The organism is Aminipila butyrica, assembly GCF_010669305.1.
Taxonomy (GTDB): Bacteria; Bacillota; Clostridia; order Peptostreptococcales; family Anaerovoracaceae; genus Aminipila; species Aminipila butyrica.
Window position 1 is genome coordinate 2974570 of the sequence record NZ_CP048649.1, and the last position, 18970, is coordinate 2993539.

At 44.2% G+C, this 18970-nt stretch carries 17 protein-coding genes; 3 read left to right on the top strand and 14 right to left on the bottom strand.

Annotated elements, in window-relative coordinates; translation table 11 throughout:
* Positions 1-125: 125 nt before the first annotated feature.
* Positions 126-872, top strand: coding sequence for a MarR family winged helix-turn-helix transcriptional regulator (locus Ami103574_RS15725; protein ID WP_207710504.1), 747 nt, complete (start codon positions 126-128; stop codon positions 870-872).
* Positions 857-1258 (top strand): metal-dependent transcriptional regulator, encoded by a 402-nt coding sequence (locus tag Ami103574_RS14055; RefSeq protein ID WP_246213155.1) that lies wholly within the window; start codon positions 857-859, stop codon positions 1256-1258. The genes Ami103574_RS15725 and Ami103574_RS14055 overlap by 16 nt, the downstream gene beginning before the upstream one ends.
* A 62-nt stretch (positions 1259-1320) precedes the next feature.
* Here Ami103574_RS14055 and Ami103574_RS14060 read toward each other — a convergent pair whose 3' ends face one another.
* The 7 genes from Ami103574_RS14060 to Ami103574_RS14090 form a co-directional block, all read right to left on the bottom strand.
* Positions 1321-2241, bottom strand: coding sequence for a copper amine oxidase N-terminal domain-containing protein (locus Ami103574_RS14060; protein ID WP_163067588.1), 921 nt, complete (start codon positions 2239-2241; stop codon positions 1321-1323).
* Between the two features lie 247 nt (positions 2242-2488).
* Positions 2489-4408: a molecular chaperone HtpG gene (gene htpG / locus Ami103574_RS14065; RefSeq protein ID WP_163067589.1), complete on the bottom strand. Its 1920-nt coding sequence runs from the start codon at positions 4406-4408 to the stop codon at positions 2489-2491.
* Between the two features lie 275 nt (positions 4409-4683).
* Complete coding sequence (rpsI, locus tag Ami103574_RS14070) at positions 4684-5079, bottom strand: 30S ribosomal protein S9 (protein ID WP_163067590.1); 396 nt, start codon at positions 5077-5079, stop codon at positions 4684-4686.
* An 18-nt stretch (positions 5080-5097) separates the two neighbouring features.
* Positions 5098-5526, bottom strand: a complete 429-nt coding sequence (gene rplM, locus Ami103574_RS14075; protein WP_163067591.1) for a 50S ribosomal protein L13 — start codon at positions 5524-5526, stop codon at positions 5098-5100.
* Positions 5527-5732: 206 nt separating this feature from the next.
* Positions 5733-5993, bottom strand: coding sequence for a cysteine-rich small domain-containing protein (locus tag Ami103574_RS14080; RefSeq protein WP_334297166.1), 261 nt, complete (start codon positions 5991-5993; stop codon positions 5733-5735).
* Between the two features lie 88 nt (positions 5994-6081).
* Complete coding sequence (gene murI / locus Ami103574_RS14085; protein WP_330587103.1) at positions 6082-6882, bottom strand: glutamate racemase; 801 nt, start codon at positions 6880-6882, stop codon at positions 6082-6084.
* A 235-nt stretch (positions 6883-7117) separates the two neighbouring features.
* On the bottom strand, positions 7118-9496 hold the full coding sequence (locus Ami103574_RS14090) for a C69 family dipeptidase (RefSeq protein ID WP_163067593.1): 2379 nt from the start codon (positions 9494-9496) through the stop codon (positions 7118-7120).
* Between the two features lie 557 nt (positions 9497-10053).
* On the opposite strand from Ami103574_RS14090, the gene Ami103574_RS14095 reads away from it, so the two are divergent.
* Positions 10054-10674, top strand: a complete 621-nt coding sequence (locus tag Ami103574_RS14095; protein WP_163067594.1) for a hypothetical protein — start codon at positions 10054-10056, stop codon at positions 10672-10674.
* A gap of 122 nt (positions 10675-10796) precedes the next feature.
* On the opposite strand, the gene Ami103574_RS14100 is transcribed toward Ami103574_RS14095, so the two are convergent.
* From Ami103574_RS14100 to Ami103574_RS14130, 7 genes are all read right to left on the bottom strand, one after another.
* Positions 10797-11240: a hypothetical protein gene (locus Ami103574_RS14100; RefSeq protein WP_163067595.1), complete on the bottom strand. Its 444-nt coding sequence runs from the start codon at positions 11238-11240 to the stop codon at positions 10797-10799.
* Between the two features lies 1 nt (position 11241).
* Positions 11242-11442, bottom strand: coding sequence for a helix-turn-helix transcriptional regulator (locus Ami103574_RS14105; protein WP_163067596.1), 201 nt, complete (start codon positions 11440-11442; stop codon positions 11242-11244).
* Between the two features lie 172 nt (positions 11443-11614).
* On the bottom strand, positions 11615-12454 hold the full coding sequence (locus Ami103574_RS14110; protein ID WP_163067597.1) for a MetQ/NlpA family ABC transporter substrate-binding protein: 840 nt from the start codon (positions 12452-12454) through the stop codon (positions 11615-11617).
* A 22-nt stretch (positions 12455-12476) separates the two neighbouring features.
* The gene (locus Ami103574_RS14115; protein WP_163067598.1) at positions 12477-13136 is read right to left on the bottom strand and encodes a methionine ABC transporter permease; all 660 of its coding nucleotides are present in this window, start codon (positions 13134-13136) and stop codon (positions 12477-12479) included.
* Positions 13126-14163: a methionine ABC transporter ATP-binding protein gene (locus Ami103574_RS14120; protein WP_163067599.1), complete on the bottom strand. Its 1038-nt coding sequence runs from the start codon at positions 14161-14163 to the stop codon at positions 13126-13128. Before Ami103574_RS14120 ends, Ami103574_RS14115 begins: the two co-directional genes overlap by 11 nt.
* Positions 14164-14557: 394 nt before the next feature.
* Entirely contained in the window at positions 14558-16567 is a 2010-nt protein-coding gene (locus Ami103574_RS14125; RefSeq protein ID WP_163067600.1) for a methyl-accepting chemotaxis protein, read from the bottom strand.
* 223 nt (positions 16568-16790) lie between these two features.
* On the bottom strand, positions 16791-18806 hold the full coding sequence (locus Ami103574_RS14130) for a methyl-accepting chemotaxis protein (protein WP_163067601.1): 2016 nt from the start codon (positions 18804-18806) through the stop codon (positions 16791-16793).
* Positions 18807-18970 lie beyond the last annotated feature (164 nt).

The following is an 18970-nucleotide window of genomic DNA, read 5'->3' on the forward strand; positions in this document are numbered from 1 at the left end:
TGATTATCAATTTGACTGATTGGAACGCAAAAAATATTTAGTCAAGTACTTGACATCATTGCAAATTCGTAGTATTCTAATTTCAGTCAGGTACTTTACTAAAATGTTTTAAAGGAGAAAACTCTATGAATACAATAAAAGAAACGATTGATGAACAACTGCAACAGTTGCAAATGCTAATGCACCGCACTTGGTTCAGCCACTTCGCCGGTGCAGGAAAATCCCGCAACCCCCACCGAGGACAAGGACGGATATTGGCACTCCTCAAATTAAAGCCTCAAATTAGTCAGAAAGAGTTGACCTATTTACTGAACATGAGCAAGCAAGCTGTCGCTGAGTTGATTGCTAAGCTGGAAAGAAACGGATATATCACCCGTGAACCTTCCGAAGAAGATAAACGTGTTATGACTATCCGGTTGACAGAAGAAGGCGCGAAAGCTGCTGATCATGTAGATGACGCCGCCTCTGAGACGGTGAAGATTCTAGACTGCTTCAATGAGGAAGAGCTAATCACTTTCAGCGAATATCTGGGGCGCATTATCCAACAGTATGAAGAACAATTCCCGGATGAAGACTTTGAACAACGGCGGCGGCACATAGAAGCGTTCATGGCGCTTCACGGCGGCGGTTTCAGGCATGGATGCAAGTCCGATTTTGACGGGCAGGAACATGAACATGAGCACAGACACAGACAAGAGCATAGGCATGGGCATGGATTCGGACACGGACACAAACACGGTTTTGACCGGCACGGCCATGACAACTGCGAAGATTTCAAGGGGTGCGGACATCATCATGAGAAAACGGAGGAATCCCCTGCTGAGAAAAAACAATCGGATGAGGAGCATGAAAACCGATGCAAGAACACATGAAAGTACGCGAATCTGCGGAAAATTACTTAAAGACAATCCTGCTATTGCAAAGTGAACTTGGCGAAGTTCGTTCAATTGATGTGGCCAATGCTCTTGGCGTATCCAAGCCTAGTGTCAGCAATGCCATCAAAAAACTTCGCCGGGAAGGACTTGTGGTCATGGCAGAAAACTACAATCTCTTGCTGACAGAAGATGGCTTTAAATATGCTACTACTATATTTGAGCGTCATCAAATCATCGAAAAGTTTTTAACAGACAATCTTGGAATTGATAGAAAAACTGCGCATAAAGATTCCTGCCACATGGAGCATCTCTTAAGTCCGGAGACTTTGAGCAAAATTAAGGAAAATTACGAAGGAAATAAAATGGGTGCATCGCCGCTTTGACGATGCACCCATTTTTTGCTATTTATAATTAAACCCCTTTATTTACGTCCGATCCCCTGTTTTTATTCCATGTCCTTCACAAAACTATCTGCCACCATAGTCTGTCCTCCCTGTAAGACTACCGGCAAATCCATCTTCTCTACTTGGTCTAAAGCCTTTAAATCTTTTGTTTGATGCGTGAACTGAAAAGCATCGCTGCCAACGGTCAGCTGAATTTCCATATCGTTTTTAGTTAAAACAATAGGCTTTTCGTTGGAAGTCCACTTCACCTGATATCCTTTTGCCTCCGCCGCTGCTCTCAAAGAAACGTAGGCGGGAGCAGCCTGTTCTGGTGCGGCTTCCTCTAGCAGAATGACATTCTCTGGTGTGGTCTGAGCCGGAATACTCCGGGTGGATACCGTATAAAGAACGACACAAGTCTTATTTGCTATATCCTCTGCCGTATACAACCGCTTGCTGCCTTTCGTATCCAAAACCTTCGTTTTCTCAGACAAATTCAACTTCAATGTATTATCCTGATTTACCAAGGAATCATCATAAACGGAAACATTCAGTGAACTGCTGTCACTGCGGACGATAAAGGCCGTCACATGCCCCGTCTGAGCCGGAATACTCAACGTAACGGCTGCATTAGCTGGCAAAATGGCAGTCAGCCTCATATCTTTCTTCAAGTCCTGAACCGCAATCTGCTTTCCAGAAGCCTGATCAAACACAAAGAGGTCCGCTTTCACAAAGAAAATCATCCCCATGTTGTCGTTTTTAATTTGAATGCGATAGGCTTCGCCCTGGTCCGTTATCTGCTCAATAATGCCTTCTTCCACTACAAACTGTTGCTCCTGCTGCTGCACTTCCTGCACGTCATTCCCCCCGTCAGCCAAAACTGGTCCGGCCTGGACTCCCGTGTCTGCAAAAGCGGCTGTAGATGTAATCAGTGTCAGGCACAAAGCCCCTGTCAGTATCTTTAAAATAGCTTTCTTTTTCATTTCTTCTCCTTTTCCTGTGCTGCGTCCCAAAGGGGTACTCGCTGCTTCAATGACCTCTTTTCTTTTATTAGACGGCAAGCTACCAGAAAAAGTTCCCATTAAGCTGAATATTTCCCCTGCGTCTTTTATACGCCTTAAAAAATAGAGGGCAGCAGGAACGCAGAAACACAAAAGCCTGTCTTCCCGGCAGCCCTTGCAGGCATCCTCAAAAGACAGGCTCTCGTGTGTGAAAAGAGTTCTCTGCGCCTTACATTAGGCTGCAGATGGTGTTAGAAAATTCAATAGGGTCATCAATTGGCATTCCCTCGATGAGCAGAGCCTGGTTGTACAACAGCTTGGCGTAAGCCTTTACCTTCTCTGGGTCCTGTCCAAAAGCGGTTTTCAGTGACGCAAAGACCTTATGGTTGGCGTTAATCTCCAGCACCTTTTCTGCTGAAACCTTGTCGCTGTTAGCAGGAATCGCATTGAGCACCTTTTCCATCTCAATAGAAAGATCTCCATTGCTGGTCAGGCACACCGGATGGCTCTTCAGCCGCTGAGATACCCGAACCTCTGAAACCTTGCCTTCCAGGGCTTCCTTCATGGCTGCAAATAAATCCTTATTTTCCTCTGCTTGCTTTTCCAGAGCCTCTTTTTCTTCGGCGGTCTCTTCGATACCCAAATCATCACTGGAAACGGATTTAAAGGACTTTTCTTCTACCGCCCCGATAATTTTGATAGCAAATTCGTCGATTTCATCTGTGCAGTATAGGATCTCATACCCCTTATCCTTCAGCATTTCAGTCTGAGGCTGCTTATCCAGCTTCTCTCGGCTTTCGCCGCAAGCATAATAAATATATTTCTGGTCCTCTTTCATTCGGGACACGTACTCTGCAAAGGTCACCAGTTTCTTTTCCGAAGAGGAATAGAACATGAGCAATTCCTGCACCGCATCCTTGTGCATGCCAAACTCATTGTACGCACCAAATTTCAGCTGCATGCCAAAGTTCTCAAAGAAGGTCTCATACTTCTCCCGATCGGTGTGAAGCATATCTAATAGTTCAGCTTTAATCTTCTTCTCCAGCCGAACGGCAATCGCTTTTAACTGCCTATCGTGCTGTAACAACTCTCTGGAGATATTCAGGGACAAATCCTGTGAGTCCACCAGCCCTCTGACAAAACTGAAATAATCCGGTAGAAGATCGGCACACTTTTCCATGATTAAAACACCGCTGGAATAAAGCTGCAAGCCCTTTTCGTACTCCTTGGTGTAATAATTGTATGGCGTCCGAGCTGGAATATACATCAGCGCATTATAGGTCGACACGCCCTCGACATTGGTGTGAATCACCTTAGCCGGTTCTTCAAAATCGAAGAATTTTTCTTTATAAAATTGGTTGTAATCTTCCTCTGTAATAGTGCCTTTGCTCTTCTTCCAAATAGGCACCATGCTGTTCAAGGTTTCATCTTCTCTGTAGGTTTCGTATTCCGGCGTATAATCCTTATCCGCCTTCTGCTCTTCGCTTGCTTCCTTCATTCGATGCTTTTCCGCATTCATCTTGATAGGGTAGCGGATATAATCTGAGTATTTTTTAATCAGACCTTTCACCTTGTATTCTTCCAGGAACTCCCCGTACTTTTCATCTTCTGTATCTTCTTTGATATACAGGATAATTTCCGTTCCTGGGTTCTCTTTTTCGCATGGCTCTATGCTGTAGCCCTCTGCTCCAGTAGATTCCCATAGATGTGCCTGCTCTTGTCCATAGGCCTTGCTGACTACCTGAATCTTAGACGCAACCATAAAGGCCGAATAAAAGCCCACGCCAAATTGACCGATAATATCAATTTCTTCCTTGGCATCCATCTTATCTGCATTTTCTTCTTTAAATTGCAGCGATCCACTTTTCGCTATGGTGCCCAGATTGTTCTCCATTTCCTCTTTGGACATACCGATACCGTTATCGCTTATGGTTAAGGTGCGAGCTTCCTTATCCACCGCCAGCCGGATATAAAAATCATCTCTGGAGATACCTGTGTTCTCTGTTAAAGCCAGGTAGTAGAGTTTGTCGATGGCATCGCTGGCATTGGAGATTAGCTCTCTCAGGAATATTTCCTTGTGTGTGTAAATTGAATGAATCATCAAGTCCAACAGCCGCTTGGATTCTGCTTTAAATTGTTTCTTTTCCATATACAATTCCCTCTTTCTCTTTTATGTGATGCAATATTGCTGTATGTAAATACGTTATCAGCCTGTTTGGCACTCACTATATACGAGTGCTAACAAATATAATATACATTGCTTGTCACAAAAAATCAAGAGAAAAAGGGAAAAAAATATATAATGGATTTATCAAATAATACAAAATTTATATGGACGTTAACAATAAAAAAAGAAAACCATATTTTTAGAAAACAAAAGACCCAAGATTGCAATAATCTTGGGTCTTTTCCGTAAGCTTAAAATTAACGCTTGGAGAACTGAGATGCTCTTCTTGCCTTCTTTAAACCGTACTTCTTTCTTTCCTTCATACGAGGGTCTCTCGTTAAGAATCCTGCTGCTTTCAGCAGTGCTCTGAACGCTTCTTTGTCTGCTACGCACAGTGCTCTGGAGATACCATGTCTCAAAGCACCTGCCTGACCAGTGAAACCGCCACCGTTTACAGTAGCAATTACGTCAAACTTGCCTTCGCAGCCAGCCACCTCGAAAGGCCGTCTAACTTCTCTTTTAACAATTTCCATTCCGAAATATTCTTCCAGCGGCTTCTTGTTTACGATGATCTCACCTTTTCCAGGGATTAATCGAACTCTAGCAACTGAGGACTTTCTTCTTCCGGTTCCCTGATATTGAATCTTTGCCATTGTCTATTCCTCCCTTTCCTAAAATTCCCAAACTTCTGGCTTCTGAGCTGCATGATCGTGCTGTGTACCTGCATAAACCTTCAGTTTTTTGTACATCTGTCTGCCAAGCTTGCCGTTTGGCATCATGCCTTTTACAGCATGTCTGATTATTTCGTCTGGCTTCTTTGCCTGTAACTTTTCAAAAGTGATCTCACGAAGACCGCCTGGATATCCAGTATGTCTCTTATAAATCTTTTCTTTTCTCTTCTTACCTGTTACTTCTACCTTCTCTGCATTAATTACGATTACATAGTCTCCGCAATCAACGTGTGGTGTGTAGATTGGCTTTTTCTTACCTCTAAGAATAGCAGCAACTTCGGATGCAAGTCTACCAAGAGTCTTACCCTCAGCATCAATTACATACCACTTATGCTCTACTTCATGAGGCTTCGCGATAAATGATTTCATTTTTCCCTCCTCACCTACTAAAATTGGCACCTGCCAATCACTTTCGGCAACTTTACTATAACGTTGCGGGCCACGGCCGGTCTTTCCCAGCCTGCACCCTGTATGAAAAAGCCCTAAACGGATCTTTGACATTCTTTTCCGGCACCGTGTAACACACAATGCAGAATTAGTTTACACTTTTTGAGGGTTTAAGTCAATAAAAACTTCTATTTTCTTTTGGCCACTTCCACAATTTCCATGAACTTTTTCATGATATAACCGAAGTTCTCTTTTACATGAGGCAGCTTGCACTGACTGCAATCTTTAATGTTGTCTTCTGTATATCTAAAATTGCCCCCGCACTTGTCTCCCAGAGCATAGAGCGGGCAGTAGCAGAACAGGCAGTTGAACTCCTCCGGCTTACTGGTGGGATGACAGGGAAAATATTCACATTTGCTGTGATTAAAAAAGGAATATTGCTTGCCCACCCAATGAGGCTGCTCTTCCTGTCCACCCTTCACTTCTTTATTTTGATCTTCCATCGTTACTCCTCCTCTATATTCATGCATTTCCTATTCATAGATTTACCGGCCTGGAAATCAGCAGTGTTTCTGACAATTTAAGTCGCTCTCCTTTTTCCAAGGTATTCATCATACGCACCTCTCCTGGCTCCTCAATTCGCCGCAGCAGCTTCTCCCGCTGGAGCTTCCGCTGAAGCTGTCTGGCCGTGCCCATCCCTCCGTCATAAATTGCCACATTGCCGCCGATAACCTTGGCAATAATCTCTTTTATAAAGGGGTAATGGGTGCAGCCCAGTACCACAGCCTCCGTATTGTTCCGAAGGTTTGGTGGTAAAAGCTGTAATAAAAAGTTCTCCAACGGGTCTCCACTGAGAATCCCGTCTTCCACGAACTCCATCAGTCCGCCACAAGGTACTGGAATAATTGTAGCATATTCCTCGTACTTCTTCATCAGATTTTGAAACTTTCTCTCGGCCAAAGTCATAGGTGTGGCCATAACCAAAACCTTCCCCCCCTCATGATTCAAGGCCGCCGGTTTTAAGGCTGGCTCCACCCCAATGATGGGAAAGTCCTTATACTTGTTTCGCAGATATTCTGCTGCTGCACTGGTAGCCGTATTGCAGGCGATAACCACCGCCTTGGCCCCTTGCTCTATCAGAAATTTTACATTTTTTTCTGTCAGCTGCCGCACTTCTTCTGTGGTTCTTATTCCGTAGGGAGCGTTCTTTGAATCCCCAAAATAGATGTAGTTTTCATAAGGCATCATTCTGATGGCTTCATTTAACACGCTAATGCCTCCAACGCCCGAATCCAAGAAGGCAACCGGTTTATCATATTTTTCTATCATACTAGTCATACCTGTATCCCAATTTTAATTCTCTGTTTATTATTCCACTTACATTGCCAAAAATATCCGCCTATCCTGCTAAATCTCTGACTAAAATTCTTAGCGAACATATTACCATCATATACTTTATTCTCACAAATTTCACTAATAACTCTCATTTTTTATAAAAATTTTAGCAATAGAATAGAATAAAAGCGCAGCTATGGACTTTGCCCCTAGCTGCGCTTTTATTGTTTCAATTATTCTACTTCAATATATCGTTCATTCTCTGGAACATGGCTGCAACCTCAGCCCTTGTGGTAGTATCCTTAGGCGCCAGTTTACCGTCCTTTCCGTTGATGATGCCATTTCCTACGGCCCATGCCATCGACTCATTCGCATAAGAGGAAATCTGTGCATGATCACCAAATCCGCTCAGTTGTCCCGATTTGCTTACATCGATTTTCTTATACTGTGCATATCTGTACAGTATGCTTGCAAGCTGTTCTCTCGTCAGATCCCCCGAAGGGTTAAAGGCGTTTTCTCCGATTCCAGAGACAATGCTGTTACCACTCGCCCAGTTTACGGCTCCCTCATAATATTGGCCCGACTTCACATCGGCAAAGCCCGCTGCCGAGGCCTTAGGCTCGCCCTCCAGCCTGTAAAGCATGGTTACAACCATGGCCCGATTGGTCTTCTGGTTCGCTCCAAAACTATTTTCACTTACGCCATTCATAATGCCCTTATCCATAACGAACTGCACGGCCTCAGCAAACCAGCTGCTCTTCTTCACATCGGAGAATTTAGCTGTTGCCGATTTATCTGCCGCTGTTTCATTTCCTGGATTTACAGCCGGCTTCTCTTCCTTTACCGTGTTGTCCACCGCTTTACTTGAAGAAGAGGAATGCTTCTTGCCTCCACTTGGTATGCCTGTGCCGCCAACCATATCTATCGAATAGGAAGGCAGCTTGTTTTCTGTCAATACGGAAGGTATAAATATTTCTTCATCCGAAGGGTGATCTGCTATAAATCTTCGCAGCTCGGTAAGAATGGTCTTTGCATAGCCAAAGGCCTCCTCCGACACAGCTTTTCCCAACGCTGTCGCTTTTGTTTCTGCTAGGGCTGGACTGTAGACGTAAATGCGCTTCATCGAGTCATCTACGTTTTGCTGTTGTTCAATGAGCCTGTTCTGGTAATTCTTCCAGAACAGTTTTACATTTTCACCATATCGGTCTCGGTCATTGTCACACAAATCATTTATAGCTGCACATACCCAGTACATGGAGGTATCATCAGGAAAGTCTGTATCATCCAGTACGTCTTCTATATCAGCTGCATTCGGCAGGTATTCTGTCTTGTAAATCCCCGAAGTATCTGTCAGCAGATTTGAATAGAACGGAAGATATATGGAAAATTCGGCTCTGGACATGGCCTGCCACTGGATGACGGACAGTGCGTCCGGCATACTCTGCCTTATCTCAAATATATGACACTCAGCCTGCCGCTCATTTCCGATGGAATAAGTAGCCGATCCCTTGTTATGATCATACTCGGAGCCTTCACCCCTGTAAGCTAAAAACCGCAGGACCTCATAGGTATTGACCCTTTTGTCGGCAGTGAACCGCATCGGCGTATACACCGGGTCGATATACATGCCCTCTACACCTTTTCGTTCCTTTGTGCCCACCTCTATATCTGCGGCAAGTGCTGGATTGAGATAGTTCACACCTTGCCAGTATCGCACATACTGGCCTGCTCCGTGATCTCTGGTCGTGTATGTAGAGCCAATGTCAATCTTGTGAATGTCCCCAAGGGCAATCTCTGGATTTTCCGTCAGCTGGGAGGAAACCAGGAATTCGTGCTCAAAGGGAAGGCTGATTAAATCCTTGGAGGCCACCACGTTCTGTGTGTCATTTACATCTAATTCCACCGTTCCCAGCATGTTGGGATTGATGGCAACTTCATTTGCTTTCATCCGGACCGCTGCATACTGGTGTCCTGACAGGATTTCAAAATCCCATACCTCGTTTTTATCACTAATGCTCAGCTGATTACATTCCCCTGCACCGTACTGGTCCAGAATAGCTGCCAGCTTTTCCACACCGTCCTTTGCTGTCTTAGCCTGCATAAGAACAACCTGGGCTAGTGAAATTTCATGCAGCGCACCTTCCTTCTCCTCATAATACACAATCGGATCAGAATCCATAACATCATCATTACAATCAGTTGACACCGTTGCACTTACGGCAACGCCTTTTTCATTGACACCTGCCTCACCATAAGCTTCTGCAAGGATTTTCTCCCCATCCATCACGGTCTCGCCTGCTTCCACCGAGTCGCGCATGATGGTATATCGGTAGGTGTGTGCAGGATACGGCATGGAGAACCCATACTCATCCTTATACAGTTCCCCTGAGGCATGATCTGCGGCAGGTATTATCTCAAATACCTTATCGTAGAGCTTGCCTATGTCCTCAGAACGTCCCACATAAGCAGAACCATTCTCGGAAAAATCACTTCCCACGTATACCCCCGTACAGGCAAACGCCGTTGAAGCACCAGTGAAAAGCATAGCCGCCGTCAAGGACAGCGAAATTCCTCCTCTTAGGAGTTTTCCCCATTTTCTACAATAGTTCCTTTTCATTTTTCCTCCTCATATTGTTCTGTAATACTAAAGCACTGCTTTTAAAATAACAGAATTATTACAATTGTCAAACTAAATATTTTGCAATAAATTACTTTTTATGGGTTTTATTACATGTTATTCTCATATAAATTAATTTTGTATACAAAAAAAGTTGTTTTTTTTCAGATTCGAATGAAAAAACATACCCGATTTGCTAATTTTATTTATTTTTTTGAATTTACCATCTATTTAAATTTCTCAGACAAGTCATACTATTTTGCTGTGCCCCCACTATTTCTCGTTAATATACTGTCCATGCCATGCTCCCCACAAGTTCTCTATAAACAAATTATCTATCCATAGTAAAGCATCTCTCAATGCCTAACGAGGAAATTTATTCTCATAATATATTTGCCCTATAAATTTGGCTAGTAATCTTTATTGTTTGTATTTTTAGGAATATAGTTTTCTCTGTCGCGTGACATTCTCCGTTTCTCCTCTGTTTCATCACTAAATCTTTGCAATGGTAAAATATACTTTTCTCATTAGTAAACATGTAAATCGGAGGTAAAATCATGAAAAAAATTACTGTCTTTTTATTAATTGGTTCCTTAGCTGCTGCGGTGAGTTTAACCGGCTGTGGCTCCGCTGCCGGCACTACGGAGACAGACGGCACAACGCCCGCTGCGGTAGAAACGCAAAGGGAACAAGGGCTTCAATACGGTCAGATTAAATCCATTAGTGGTGATACCGTGACCATAGCCTTAGGTACTATGGCTGATGTGCGTCCCCCAGAAGGCAGAAATGGACAGCTGGAGAAGGATCAAACTACTACGCCTGCCCTTCAGGCCGACAGCGAAAGCACCCAATCCGACAGCGGAGACCAGCAGCGGCCAGCAAAGCCCGACGGTGAAGCTCCCGCAGACGGACAAACTCCACCAGATGGTGCAAACGGTGGCAAACGCCCCGATGGCCAGACTCCACCGGACGATGACACGGCTGGATTGACCGGTAAGAGTAACATCACTCTCACGGATGAAACACTGACGATTACTCTTACGGATGAAACTACCATCGGCTACATGAACGGCAGTACCTCTACAGCCGCCATTTCTGAACTGTCCGTAGGCACCACCATAGCAGTCAGCCTAGACGAAGATGGTAAAACCGCCACCCAAATTCTTATCATCAAATAAACAAAGAGCTGCATACAGATTACAAACTAAGCTGCTAGCAACAAATGGCCATAGGCTCCCGGAAAGGGCAGCCTATGGCCATTTGTTGCTATTATTTTCAGGAAGCAAGCCGCCTGGTTTTGTTATTCGTGAATATCCTTCTCTTTCTCAAGCAGGTACTTTGCTAAAATAATCCCTCCTATATAGAAGAAAAATATAGCCAGTAGTATAGGCGTTACGCCATCTATTAATTTTCCATCCGCGATAAAAGAGGTAACTCCTACTCGAGTATAAGCATTAAATGAAACAACTACATCCAATACGCCCAGCCCTATAAAAAGAAAGGCCTGTATTAGCGGAAATTTCGTTTTATTACTTAAGTAGGCATTTTTCAAAACGGTACATGTAACAAAATATAAAGTTGGTATCACTATAATTACAAAAGCTTGTATCATGGGAGATGCCGATGTATGGTCTGTTGAAATCCATCCATTTATCAGAACAAGAGTAAAAGTAATAAATAAAGATTGATAGGCTATTTTCTGCCTCGTGATGATCTGGTACTCATCAAAATTCTCTTTTTCCATATTAATTCTCCTCTCCAAATAATTCATCAAGGGTTTTCCCAAGGATTTTGCAAATTGCCCTGCAAAGTTTTATCGTTGGATTATACTCTCCCTGCTCAATAGCATTCATTGTTTGGCGGGAAATGCCAACCGCTTCGGCAAGTGCCTTTTGTGTCATATCTAATTCGGCTCTTGCAATTTTTATTTTAATATTTCGTGCCATTTCCTTACCTCCAACATTATAATAATATATATTTTAATTAATGTCAAATATATATTACATTTATTAAAACAAAAGAAGGCTCCTCCAGGATTCCTACGGATAGTCTCCGTGCTCCCGGCTGGGCCTTCTTCTTTCATTCTATTTTACCTTTTTTAATTCGTTAGTTCTCTGCCTATTCAAACGGCACAACAGCGCCATCGTACTTATTGTTGATGAACTCTTTGATTTCATCAGACTTCAGCACGTCCACCAGAGCCTTAACTCCTTCGTTATTCTCATTGCCTTCCTTAATAGCAATAATGTTTACATAATTCTTTGCCGCTTCGGAATCAGAGGTCTCGTAAGCCACCGCATCTGCCTTCACGGAGAAGCCTGCTTCTAGAGCATAGTTACCATTCAGGGTTACAAAAGCTACTTCACCGATTACTCGGGATAGCTGTGCTGCTTCCAACTCTTGAATCTTTACGCCGTATGGGTTATCTTTAATGTCGTTTACAGTAGCACTCAGACCAGCGCCTTCTTTTAAGGTGATGACACCGTTATCCTGAAGCAGCAGCAATGCTCTGGCTTCGTTAGTCGTATCGTTTGGAACCGCTATTACATCGCCCTTTTTCAGATCTGCCAAGTTCTTCTTCGTACCTGGATAAATACCAAATGGCTCATAGTGAATGTCTCCTGCATTTACCAAGTGGGTACCCTTCTGAGTATTAAAGTCATTCATGTAGGTGATATGCTGGAAATAGTTGGCATCAAAATCGCCGCTTTCCACTACATCGTTAGGCTGTACGTAATCATTAAAGACAGTTACCTGCAAATCCCAACCCTGCTTTGCCAGGATAGTTTTAGCTTCTTCCAGAATCTCTGCGTGAGGAGTCGCCGAAGCCGCTACCGTGATGGGCTTCAATTCTGCCACTTCTCCATTATCCTTATCCGTTTCCTTTGCACCGCAGCCTGCCAGCAGTCCTACTGCCAGAACAGCTGTCAAAGCGCCTGCTAAAATTTTCTTCTTCATAATAAATCCTCCTTCATTTTTTCTATTTTCTTTTATCTAAGCGGCTGGCCACTTTCATGCCTACCGTTTGGAACACTTGTACGAGAAAGACCAACAGAACTACTGTCACCAGCATGATGTCGCTTTCATACCTATAATACCCATATCTCACGGCAATATCCCCCAATCCACCGCCGCCTACGATTCCCGCCATAGCGGAATACCCTAAGATGGTCCCAGTGACGATGGTGGCCCCTACCGCAATGGAAGTTCTAGCTTCTACTAGTAATACCCGGGTGATGATGGAAAAGGTCCCGGCTCCCATGGACAAGGCTGCTTCCACCACCCCAGAATCCACCTCTTTTAGTGAAGACTCCACCATTCTAGCAATAAAGGGAACTGCTGCTACCACTAGGGGCACGATAGTGGCTGTCGAGCCATAGCTCTGACCTAATAAAAAACGAGTAACTGGAATAAGCAAAATCAGCAGAATCAAAAATGGAACACTCCGCACTACGTTGGACACCAGGTCCAGAGCCTTATATAGTTGTCCGTTAGGTTGCAGACCGTCCTTATCAGAAATAACCAAGAGGATACCCATAGGCAGCCCAAAGAGATATCCCAGCAAAGTGGAACCCAGAGTCATGTAGATGGTTTCCCCTGCTCCTCGAATCAGCATGTTAATTACTTCACTACTCCACATCCTCTGTCACCTCCTCTATTTCCAGTCCCCGTTGGGACAGGTACTCTTTCATTTGCCGCTGGACCTCTGGATCTTCTGGCACCCCCAGAATCATTTCTCCCTTGGCTACCCCTCCTACGTTCTTTGTATCTGCCTTGAGGATGTTTACCGGAGTGCCGAACTTCAAGACCATATTGCCAATAACCGGTTCAAAAGCCGAATTCTCCGAAAAGACGATACGAATTTTTCCAGTCTTTTCTAACAAATTCTTCTGTCGCTTTTCCCCTGGCCAGCTGTCGTCTTCTCGCTGACCGATAATCAGCTCTCTGGCTTTCTTAGACTTCGGGTGGTTAAAGATATCCACCATAGCTCCCTGTTCGATAATCTCACCCTTTTCCACAATAGCCACATGGGTGCAGATTTTCCTCACCACAGCCATCTCGTGGGTGATAATGACAATGGTGATACCATACCGACGATTAATTTCCTGAAGCAGATCCAGGATGGATTCAGTGGTCTGAGGGTCCAAGGCACTAGTCGCCTCGTCACACAACAGAATCTTCGGATTCACCGCCAAAGCCCTGGCGATGGCCACCCGCTGCTTCTGTCCACCCGACAATTGAGCGGGGTAAGCGTTGGCTTTATCGCTGAGACCTACGGTCTGAAGCAGTTCCTGTGCCCGCCGCCGGGCTTCTGCTTTTTTCACCCCCTGAATCAGCAGGGGAAAGGCGATATTATCTAGAACCTTTTTCTGCATGAGCAGGTTAAAGTGTTGGAAAATCATCGAGATTTCCCTCCGCTTCAACCGCAGTTGAGCCTCCGACAGTTCCCCCAAGTCTTCCCCTTCAATAAGCACATTGCCACTAGTTGGCCGCTCGAGATAGTTGAGGCAGCGGACCAAGGTACTCTTGCCCGCCCCCGACATGCCGATAATTCCGAAAATCTCTCCCCGTTGAATCTCTAGGTCGATATCCTTCAAGGCTTCCATCTCCACCCCCTTAGAACGAAACACCTTGGAGACTTTTTTCACTTCTATTACAGGATTCATCTTGCTTCTCCTTCAATAATAACCATAAATTAAAATTTTTTATCATTCAAAGATTGATAAAATTTCTGTATAGCACCTACCAAATTTACAGAGCAAATGTTTTATAGGTGCTATACAGAAAAATAGGGCAGATACACGCATGTACCTGCCCTATATAATCTATACACATCAGCCCAGAATTATAAGTCAGATAATCAGACGCACACGTAAACTTTCCATGATGCCGCACATGTCCATACACATGTAGCCATAGAAGCTCATCATTCCGGTTCTTCTGTTCTGACCGTTTGTAGCGTCCATGATTTCTCCTCCTTGTTATTTTGAATTTCATACTATTCCCGTAGGTTAATATGACTATAGCACGTAACTGGTTGATTGTCAACTATTTCTTGTCTTAAATCTGAAACTGAGAAGCTACTTCCTGCAAACTGTTGGCCTGCTTGGACAGTTCGTCGCTGGCAGCAGAACTTTCCTCTGCGGAAGCCGCATTGGTCTGAACCACAAAACTAATCTGCTCTACGCCGTCCAAGGTCTGCTTTAACGCTTCAGCCTGGCCTACAGATGCCTCCGATATCTGCTCAATCATGTTCACCGTATGAGATACCCCGGTCATAACCTGATTCAACATTTCACCTGTCTGATTGGCTAGGTCGGTACCATTAGCTACAGCACGAACAGTCTCTTCAATCAGGTGGGTAGTATCCTTCGCCGCCTCTGCGGACTTACTGGCCAGGTTTCGCACTTCATCTGCTACAACCGCAAAGCCCTTTCCGGCTTCTCCTGCTCTGGCAGCTTCTACCGCAGCGTTCAGAGCCAGAATGTTAGTCTGGAAGGCGATATCTTCAATGACTTTGATGATCTTACCGATTTCCGTAGATTTCTCATTAATTTCATCGATAGCTACCATCATCTCTTTCATCTGTGCATTACTCTGGTCGGCGGTATTTCCTACCAGCCGAACCTGATCGGCCGCTTCTACCGCATTCTTCGCATTGGTATTAACCCGATCAGACAACTCATGTATCGTAGCCGTCAGCTCTTCCGTGGTACTAGCCTGGTTGGCTGCCCCTTGCGCCATAGTCTGAGAAGCACTGGCAATTTCGCTGGAGCCGCTGGCTACTCGCTGGGAGGTAGCCGCCATTTGGCCGATGGTGTCTTTAAACACATCAGATACCTGATTCAGTGAACGCTTTATCTTGGCAAATTCACCGTCGTAAGCCTGGTTCAGCGTGATGTTCAGTCGTCCTTCAGCAAATTCATCTAACGAAGCAGAAATCTCATCTATATAATCAATGTACTGCCGCAGCCGTATCAGCAAGTCCCGCATGGAATCCGCCAATCGGCCGATCTCATCTTGGGTAGCAACATCCACTTCTGCATTCAAGTTACCTCGAGCCAGCTCATCTGTTACAGCCGTAAGCTTTTTTAAAGGAGCGACGATGCGCTGAGTTACGACAATCATAGTCAAAAATAAGATAATTATTGCGGCCACGTAGACAATAACAATATTCCGCTGGATAGCCTTGGTTGTCTGCATGAAATCTTTTTCCGGTATGATGTAGAGCACTTTCCAGTTTGCATGCTCCGTAGTCTTCACTACGCCAAAGCTAGCCTTGCCATTGTCGTCCATTTTAATCACCTTGCCAGAAGGATTCTTTGTTTCGTCCACCATACTCTGACTAAGGCCAACTTCACTAATATTCTTCAACAAAAGATTCTCATCTTTGCTGGATAAAATGGAATCAGTATTGGAAACTAACATTTTATATGCATCTTTATAGGTGGTTTTGGATTGAAGAACCCTATTACTCAGTTCATCAATAGTCACATCAAAAGCTGCTACACCGATAATCTTGGTATCGGTAGTGTCATATAAAGGCACTGCTACGGTGATAATCATGTTGCCCGTATCTGAATCTTGATATGGCTCCGAAATGATGTAACCAGCATCAATCTTCTCTTGTGTATCAAAAATATAGTCCCGGTCATAAAGACTAAAGCTGTCATCTGGTATCCATCCAGAGCCGTCCAAGCCTAAATTGGTATCTGCTGTCACGGCAAAAACAGATAGTATTTCATCCTCGTTGTGTTCGGTAATGTACTTGAAGGTCTCGAAGCAGTCTGCAAAAGCAGGGCTGGCCTTCATTTCTTCAATGCTCGTAGAGTTAGTCAGCAGATCTTTCAGCTCTTTATTGATAGCTACCTGCTGCACTAAAGCAATATACTCACTAAAATACTTATCGATTTCAGAGGTAACCGCTTCTGTAGATAGTTCAGAGATGCTCTGTTCATTGGCAATAGATGTTTTAACCACCGTATTGACTGTCACAAGGGCGGAAATCACCATGGCTAGGATTGCCACGCCTCCTATGGTCACCATGATTTTTGTCTTAAGACTTTTCATTTCTCTTTCATGCTCCTTTCACACTGGTACATTTGTACCCCCATGTAAATTCTAGGTAAATAAAATTCAGCTATTTCCTATACTAGCACCACATGGGTCAAAAATCCAGCAAAAGAACCCTCAAAGTCTCAATTTTTTGGGTTCTTTTGTATAGTTTACATATTTTATTGAATTTTTTGCATTTTATTGTCGTTTCTTGCTGTCGAATAATAAATCTACCTTTTTATAGGCGAAATTGTTGGGCCACATCTTTTAGGTTATTTGCCTGCTTGGACAACTCATCGCTGGCAGCAGAACTCTCCTCTGCCGTGGCCGCATTGGTCTGCACAACAAATCCAATTTGTTCCACTCCTTCCAGAGTTTGCTTTAAAGCTTTTGCCTGACCTACCGATGCCGAGGATATCTCATCAATTAAATTCACGGTCTGAGAAACCCCTTCGATAACCTGACCCAGCATTTCACCGGTCTGATTAGCAATCTGTGTACCGTTGGATACTGCCCTCACTGTCTCTTCAATCAGGCGAGTGGTATCCTTGGCTGCCTCTGCGGACTTGCTGGCCAAGTTTCGCACTTCGTCTGCTACTACGGCGAAGCCTTTTCCGGCTTCCCCTGCTCGTGCGGCTTCCACCGCAGCGTTTAGGGCTAGAATGTTAGTCTGGAAGGCAATGTCTTCAATGACTTTAATAATTTTGCCAATCTCCGTAGATTTTTCATTGATGTCAGCAATAGCGATAATCATTTCCCGCATTTGCTCGTTGCTCTGGTCGGCTGTCCCGCCCACCATCTTCACCTGCTCTGAGGCGTTAATGGCATAATCGGCGTTTTTACTAACTCGCTCGGACAGCTCATTGATGGTGGCAGTCAACTCTTGCGTTGTGCTAGCCTGATTCGCTGCTCCCTGTGCCAGCTGCTGGGAAGCGTTGGCGATTTCGCCTGACCCACTGGCCACTCGTTCAGAGGTCTCGATGATCTGCCCGATAGTGCCCTTAAACACACTGGACACCTGCTCCAGCGAAGTTTTCAGCTTAGCAAATTCTCCGTCATAAGCTTGTTTCAAAGAGATATCCAGATGTCCCTCTGCAAATTCATCTAAGGAATAAGATACCTCGTCTATGTAATCAATATATTGCTTCAGCCTCAATACCAGACAGCGCATGGAGTCCGCCAGCTTGCCCGTTTCATCCTGGGTGTTGATGTCAACATCCGCCTCCAGATTCCCTCCGGCCAGTTCATCGGTAACCTTTTGCAGTTTGCGCAGCGGTGCTACAATGCTGTTGGAAACTATGGCAATTACCGCAAATAATAAAATAATAGCAACTGTGTAAACAATAATGATGTTTCTCTGGGTGGCGTTGGCGGTTTTCATAAACTCACTATCCGAGACTCCCAGTACGACCTTCCAATTTGCTTCTCTGGTCGACATAGCTACGCCAAAGTATTTATCTCCATTGTCCTCAAAGTTGATAACCTGTCCCGAGGGCTTACCAATCTCCTTGACCATGTTGTCACTGAGGCCAATATCACTTATGTTCTTTAAGAGCATCTCTTCATCTTTGGAAGCTAGGATAGCTCCTGTTCCTGAGATTAAAAAGGTATATGCTCCATCTTTTGAATATCCGTTCTCTACATTTAGTACCATATCACTCAACGCATCTATACCCACGTCGATGCCGGCAATACCGATGACATTGTTCCCGGACATATCATAGATTGGAGCGGAAACCGTAATCACCATGGCTCCGGTAGCTACATCCTGGTAAGGCTCCGTAATCATAAAACCTTTTTCTAAATCTGCGGCATCTTTAAACCAGAAATCCTTTCCGCTTAAGTCATATCCCGGATCGGCCAGCCATACGTCTCCGTCAAAAGCTAAATCCGTTTTGCTGGAAGCAATGAAAGCAGATAAAATGTATTCAGTGTCTGCCATCATAATTTCATGCAGGGTCTTGTACGTGTCCTGATAGGTAGGTAATTGGGCATAAGATTCCCTGGATGTGACATCGATCAACACGTGCTTTACGTTGCTGTCTACCGCCATTTGCTGTGCAATTGTAATATACTTTGTGAAATACTCATCGATGTTCTGGGTTACGGTCTTTGTGGTAAGCTCCGAAACACGGCGCTCATTGCTTATCACCGTGTCCAACACCGTGTTTACAGTAACTAGGGCAGAGATAATCATTGCGACGACTGAAACTCCTCCAATTATTACCATAATCTTAGTTCTGATACTTTTCATGGCTAACTCCTTTTCTTCAAACGAATAAAAATAAGCAAATAATTTTTCTCTAACCTTACTGCTTCATTGAATCCCAGATTTTTAAGGAATTTATCACTTGCTGCTGTCGTTTTTGTAGACAGGGGTGTCAAGTTATAAAGAAATCCATTTTATTTTATAATTTT

Excerpts from the sequence above, each read along its gene's own strand:
- Ami103574_RS15725 (WP_207710504.1), top strand. The coding sequence starts at position 126 with ATGAATACAATAAAAGAAACGATTGATGAACAACTGCAACAGTTGCAA.
- Ami103574_RS14055 (WP_246213155.1), top strand. The coding sequence starts at position 857 with ATGCAAGAACACATGAAAGTACGCGAATCTGCGGAAAATTACTTAAAG.
- Ami103574_RS14060 (WP_163067588.1), bottom strand. The coding sequence starts at position 2,241 with ATGAAAAAGAAAGCTATTTTAAAGATACTGACAGGGGCTTTGTGCCTG.
- htpG (WP_163067589.1), bottom strand. The coding sequence starts at position 4,408 with ATGGAAAAGAAACAATTTAAAGCAGAATCCAAGCGGCTGTTGGACTTG.
- rpsI (WP_163067590.1), bottom strand. The coding sequence starts at position 5,079 with ATGGCAAAGATTCAATATCAGGGAACCGGAAGAAGAAAGTCCTCAGTT.
- rplM (WP_163067591.1), bottom strand. The coding sequence starts at position 5,526 with ATGAAATCATTTATCGCGAAGCCTCATGAAGTAGAGCATAAGTGGTAT.
- murI (WP_330587103.1), bottom strand. The coding sequence starts at position 6,882 with ATGACTAGTATGATAGAAAAATATGATAAACCGGTTGCCTTCTTGGAT.
- Ami103574_RS14090 (WP_163067593.1), bottom strand. The coding sequence starts at position 9,496 with ATGAAAAGGAACTATTGTAGAAAATGGGGAAAACTCCTAAGAGGAGGA.
- Ami103574_RS14095 (WP_163067594.1), top strand. The coding sequence starts at position 10,054 with ATGAAAAAAATTACTGTCTTTTTATTAATTGGTTCCTTAGCTGCTGCG.
- Ami103574_RS14100 (WP_163067595.1), bottom strand. The coding sequence starts at position 11,240 with ATGGAAAAAGAGAATTTTGATGAGTACCAGATCATCACGAGGCAGAAA.
- Ami103574_RS14105 (WP_163067596.1), bottom strand. The coding sequence starts at position 11,442 with ATGGCACGAAATATTAAAATAAAAATTGCAAGAGCCGAATTAGATATG.
- Ami103574_RS14110 (WP_163067597.1), bottom strand. The coding sequence starts at position 12,454 with ATGAAGAAGAAAATTTTAGCAGGCGCTTTGACAGCTGTTCTGGCAGTA.
- Ami103574_RS14115 (WP_163067598.1), bottom strand. The coding sequence starts at position 13,136 with ATGTGGAGTAGTGAAGTAATTAACATGCTGATTCGAGGAGCAGGGGAA.
- Ami103574_RS14120 (WP_163067599.1), bottom strand. The coding sequence starts at position 14,163 with ATGAATCCTGTAATAGAAGTGAAAAAAGTCTCCAAGGTGTTTCGTTCT.
- Ami103574_RS14125 (WP_163067600.1), bottom strand. The coding sequence starts at position 16,567 with ATGAAAAGTCTTAAGACAAAAATCATGGTGACCATAGGAGGCGTGGCA.
- Ami103574_RS14130 (WP_163067601.1), bottom strand. The coding sequence starts at position 18,806 with ATGAAAAGTATCAGAACTAAGATTATGGTAATAATTGGAGGAGTTTCA.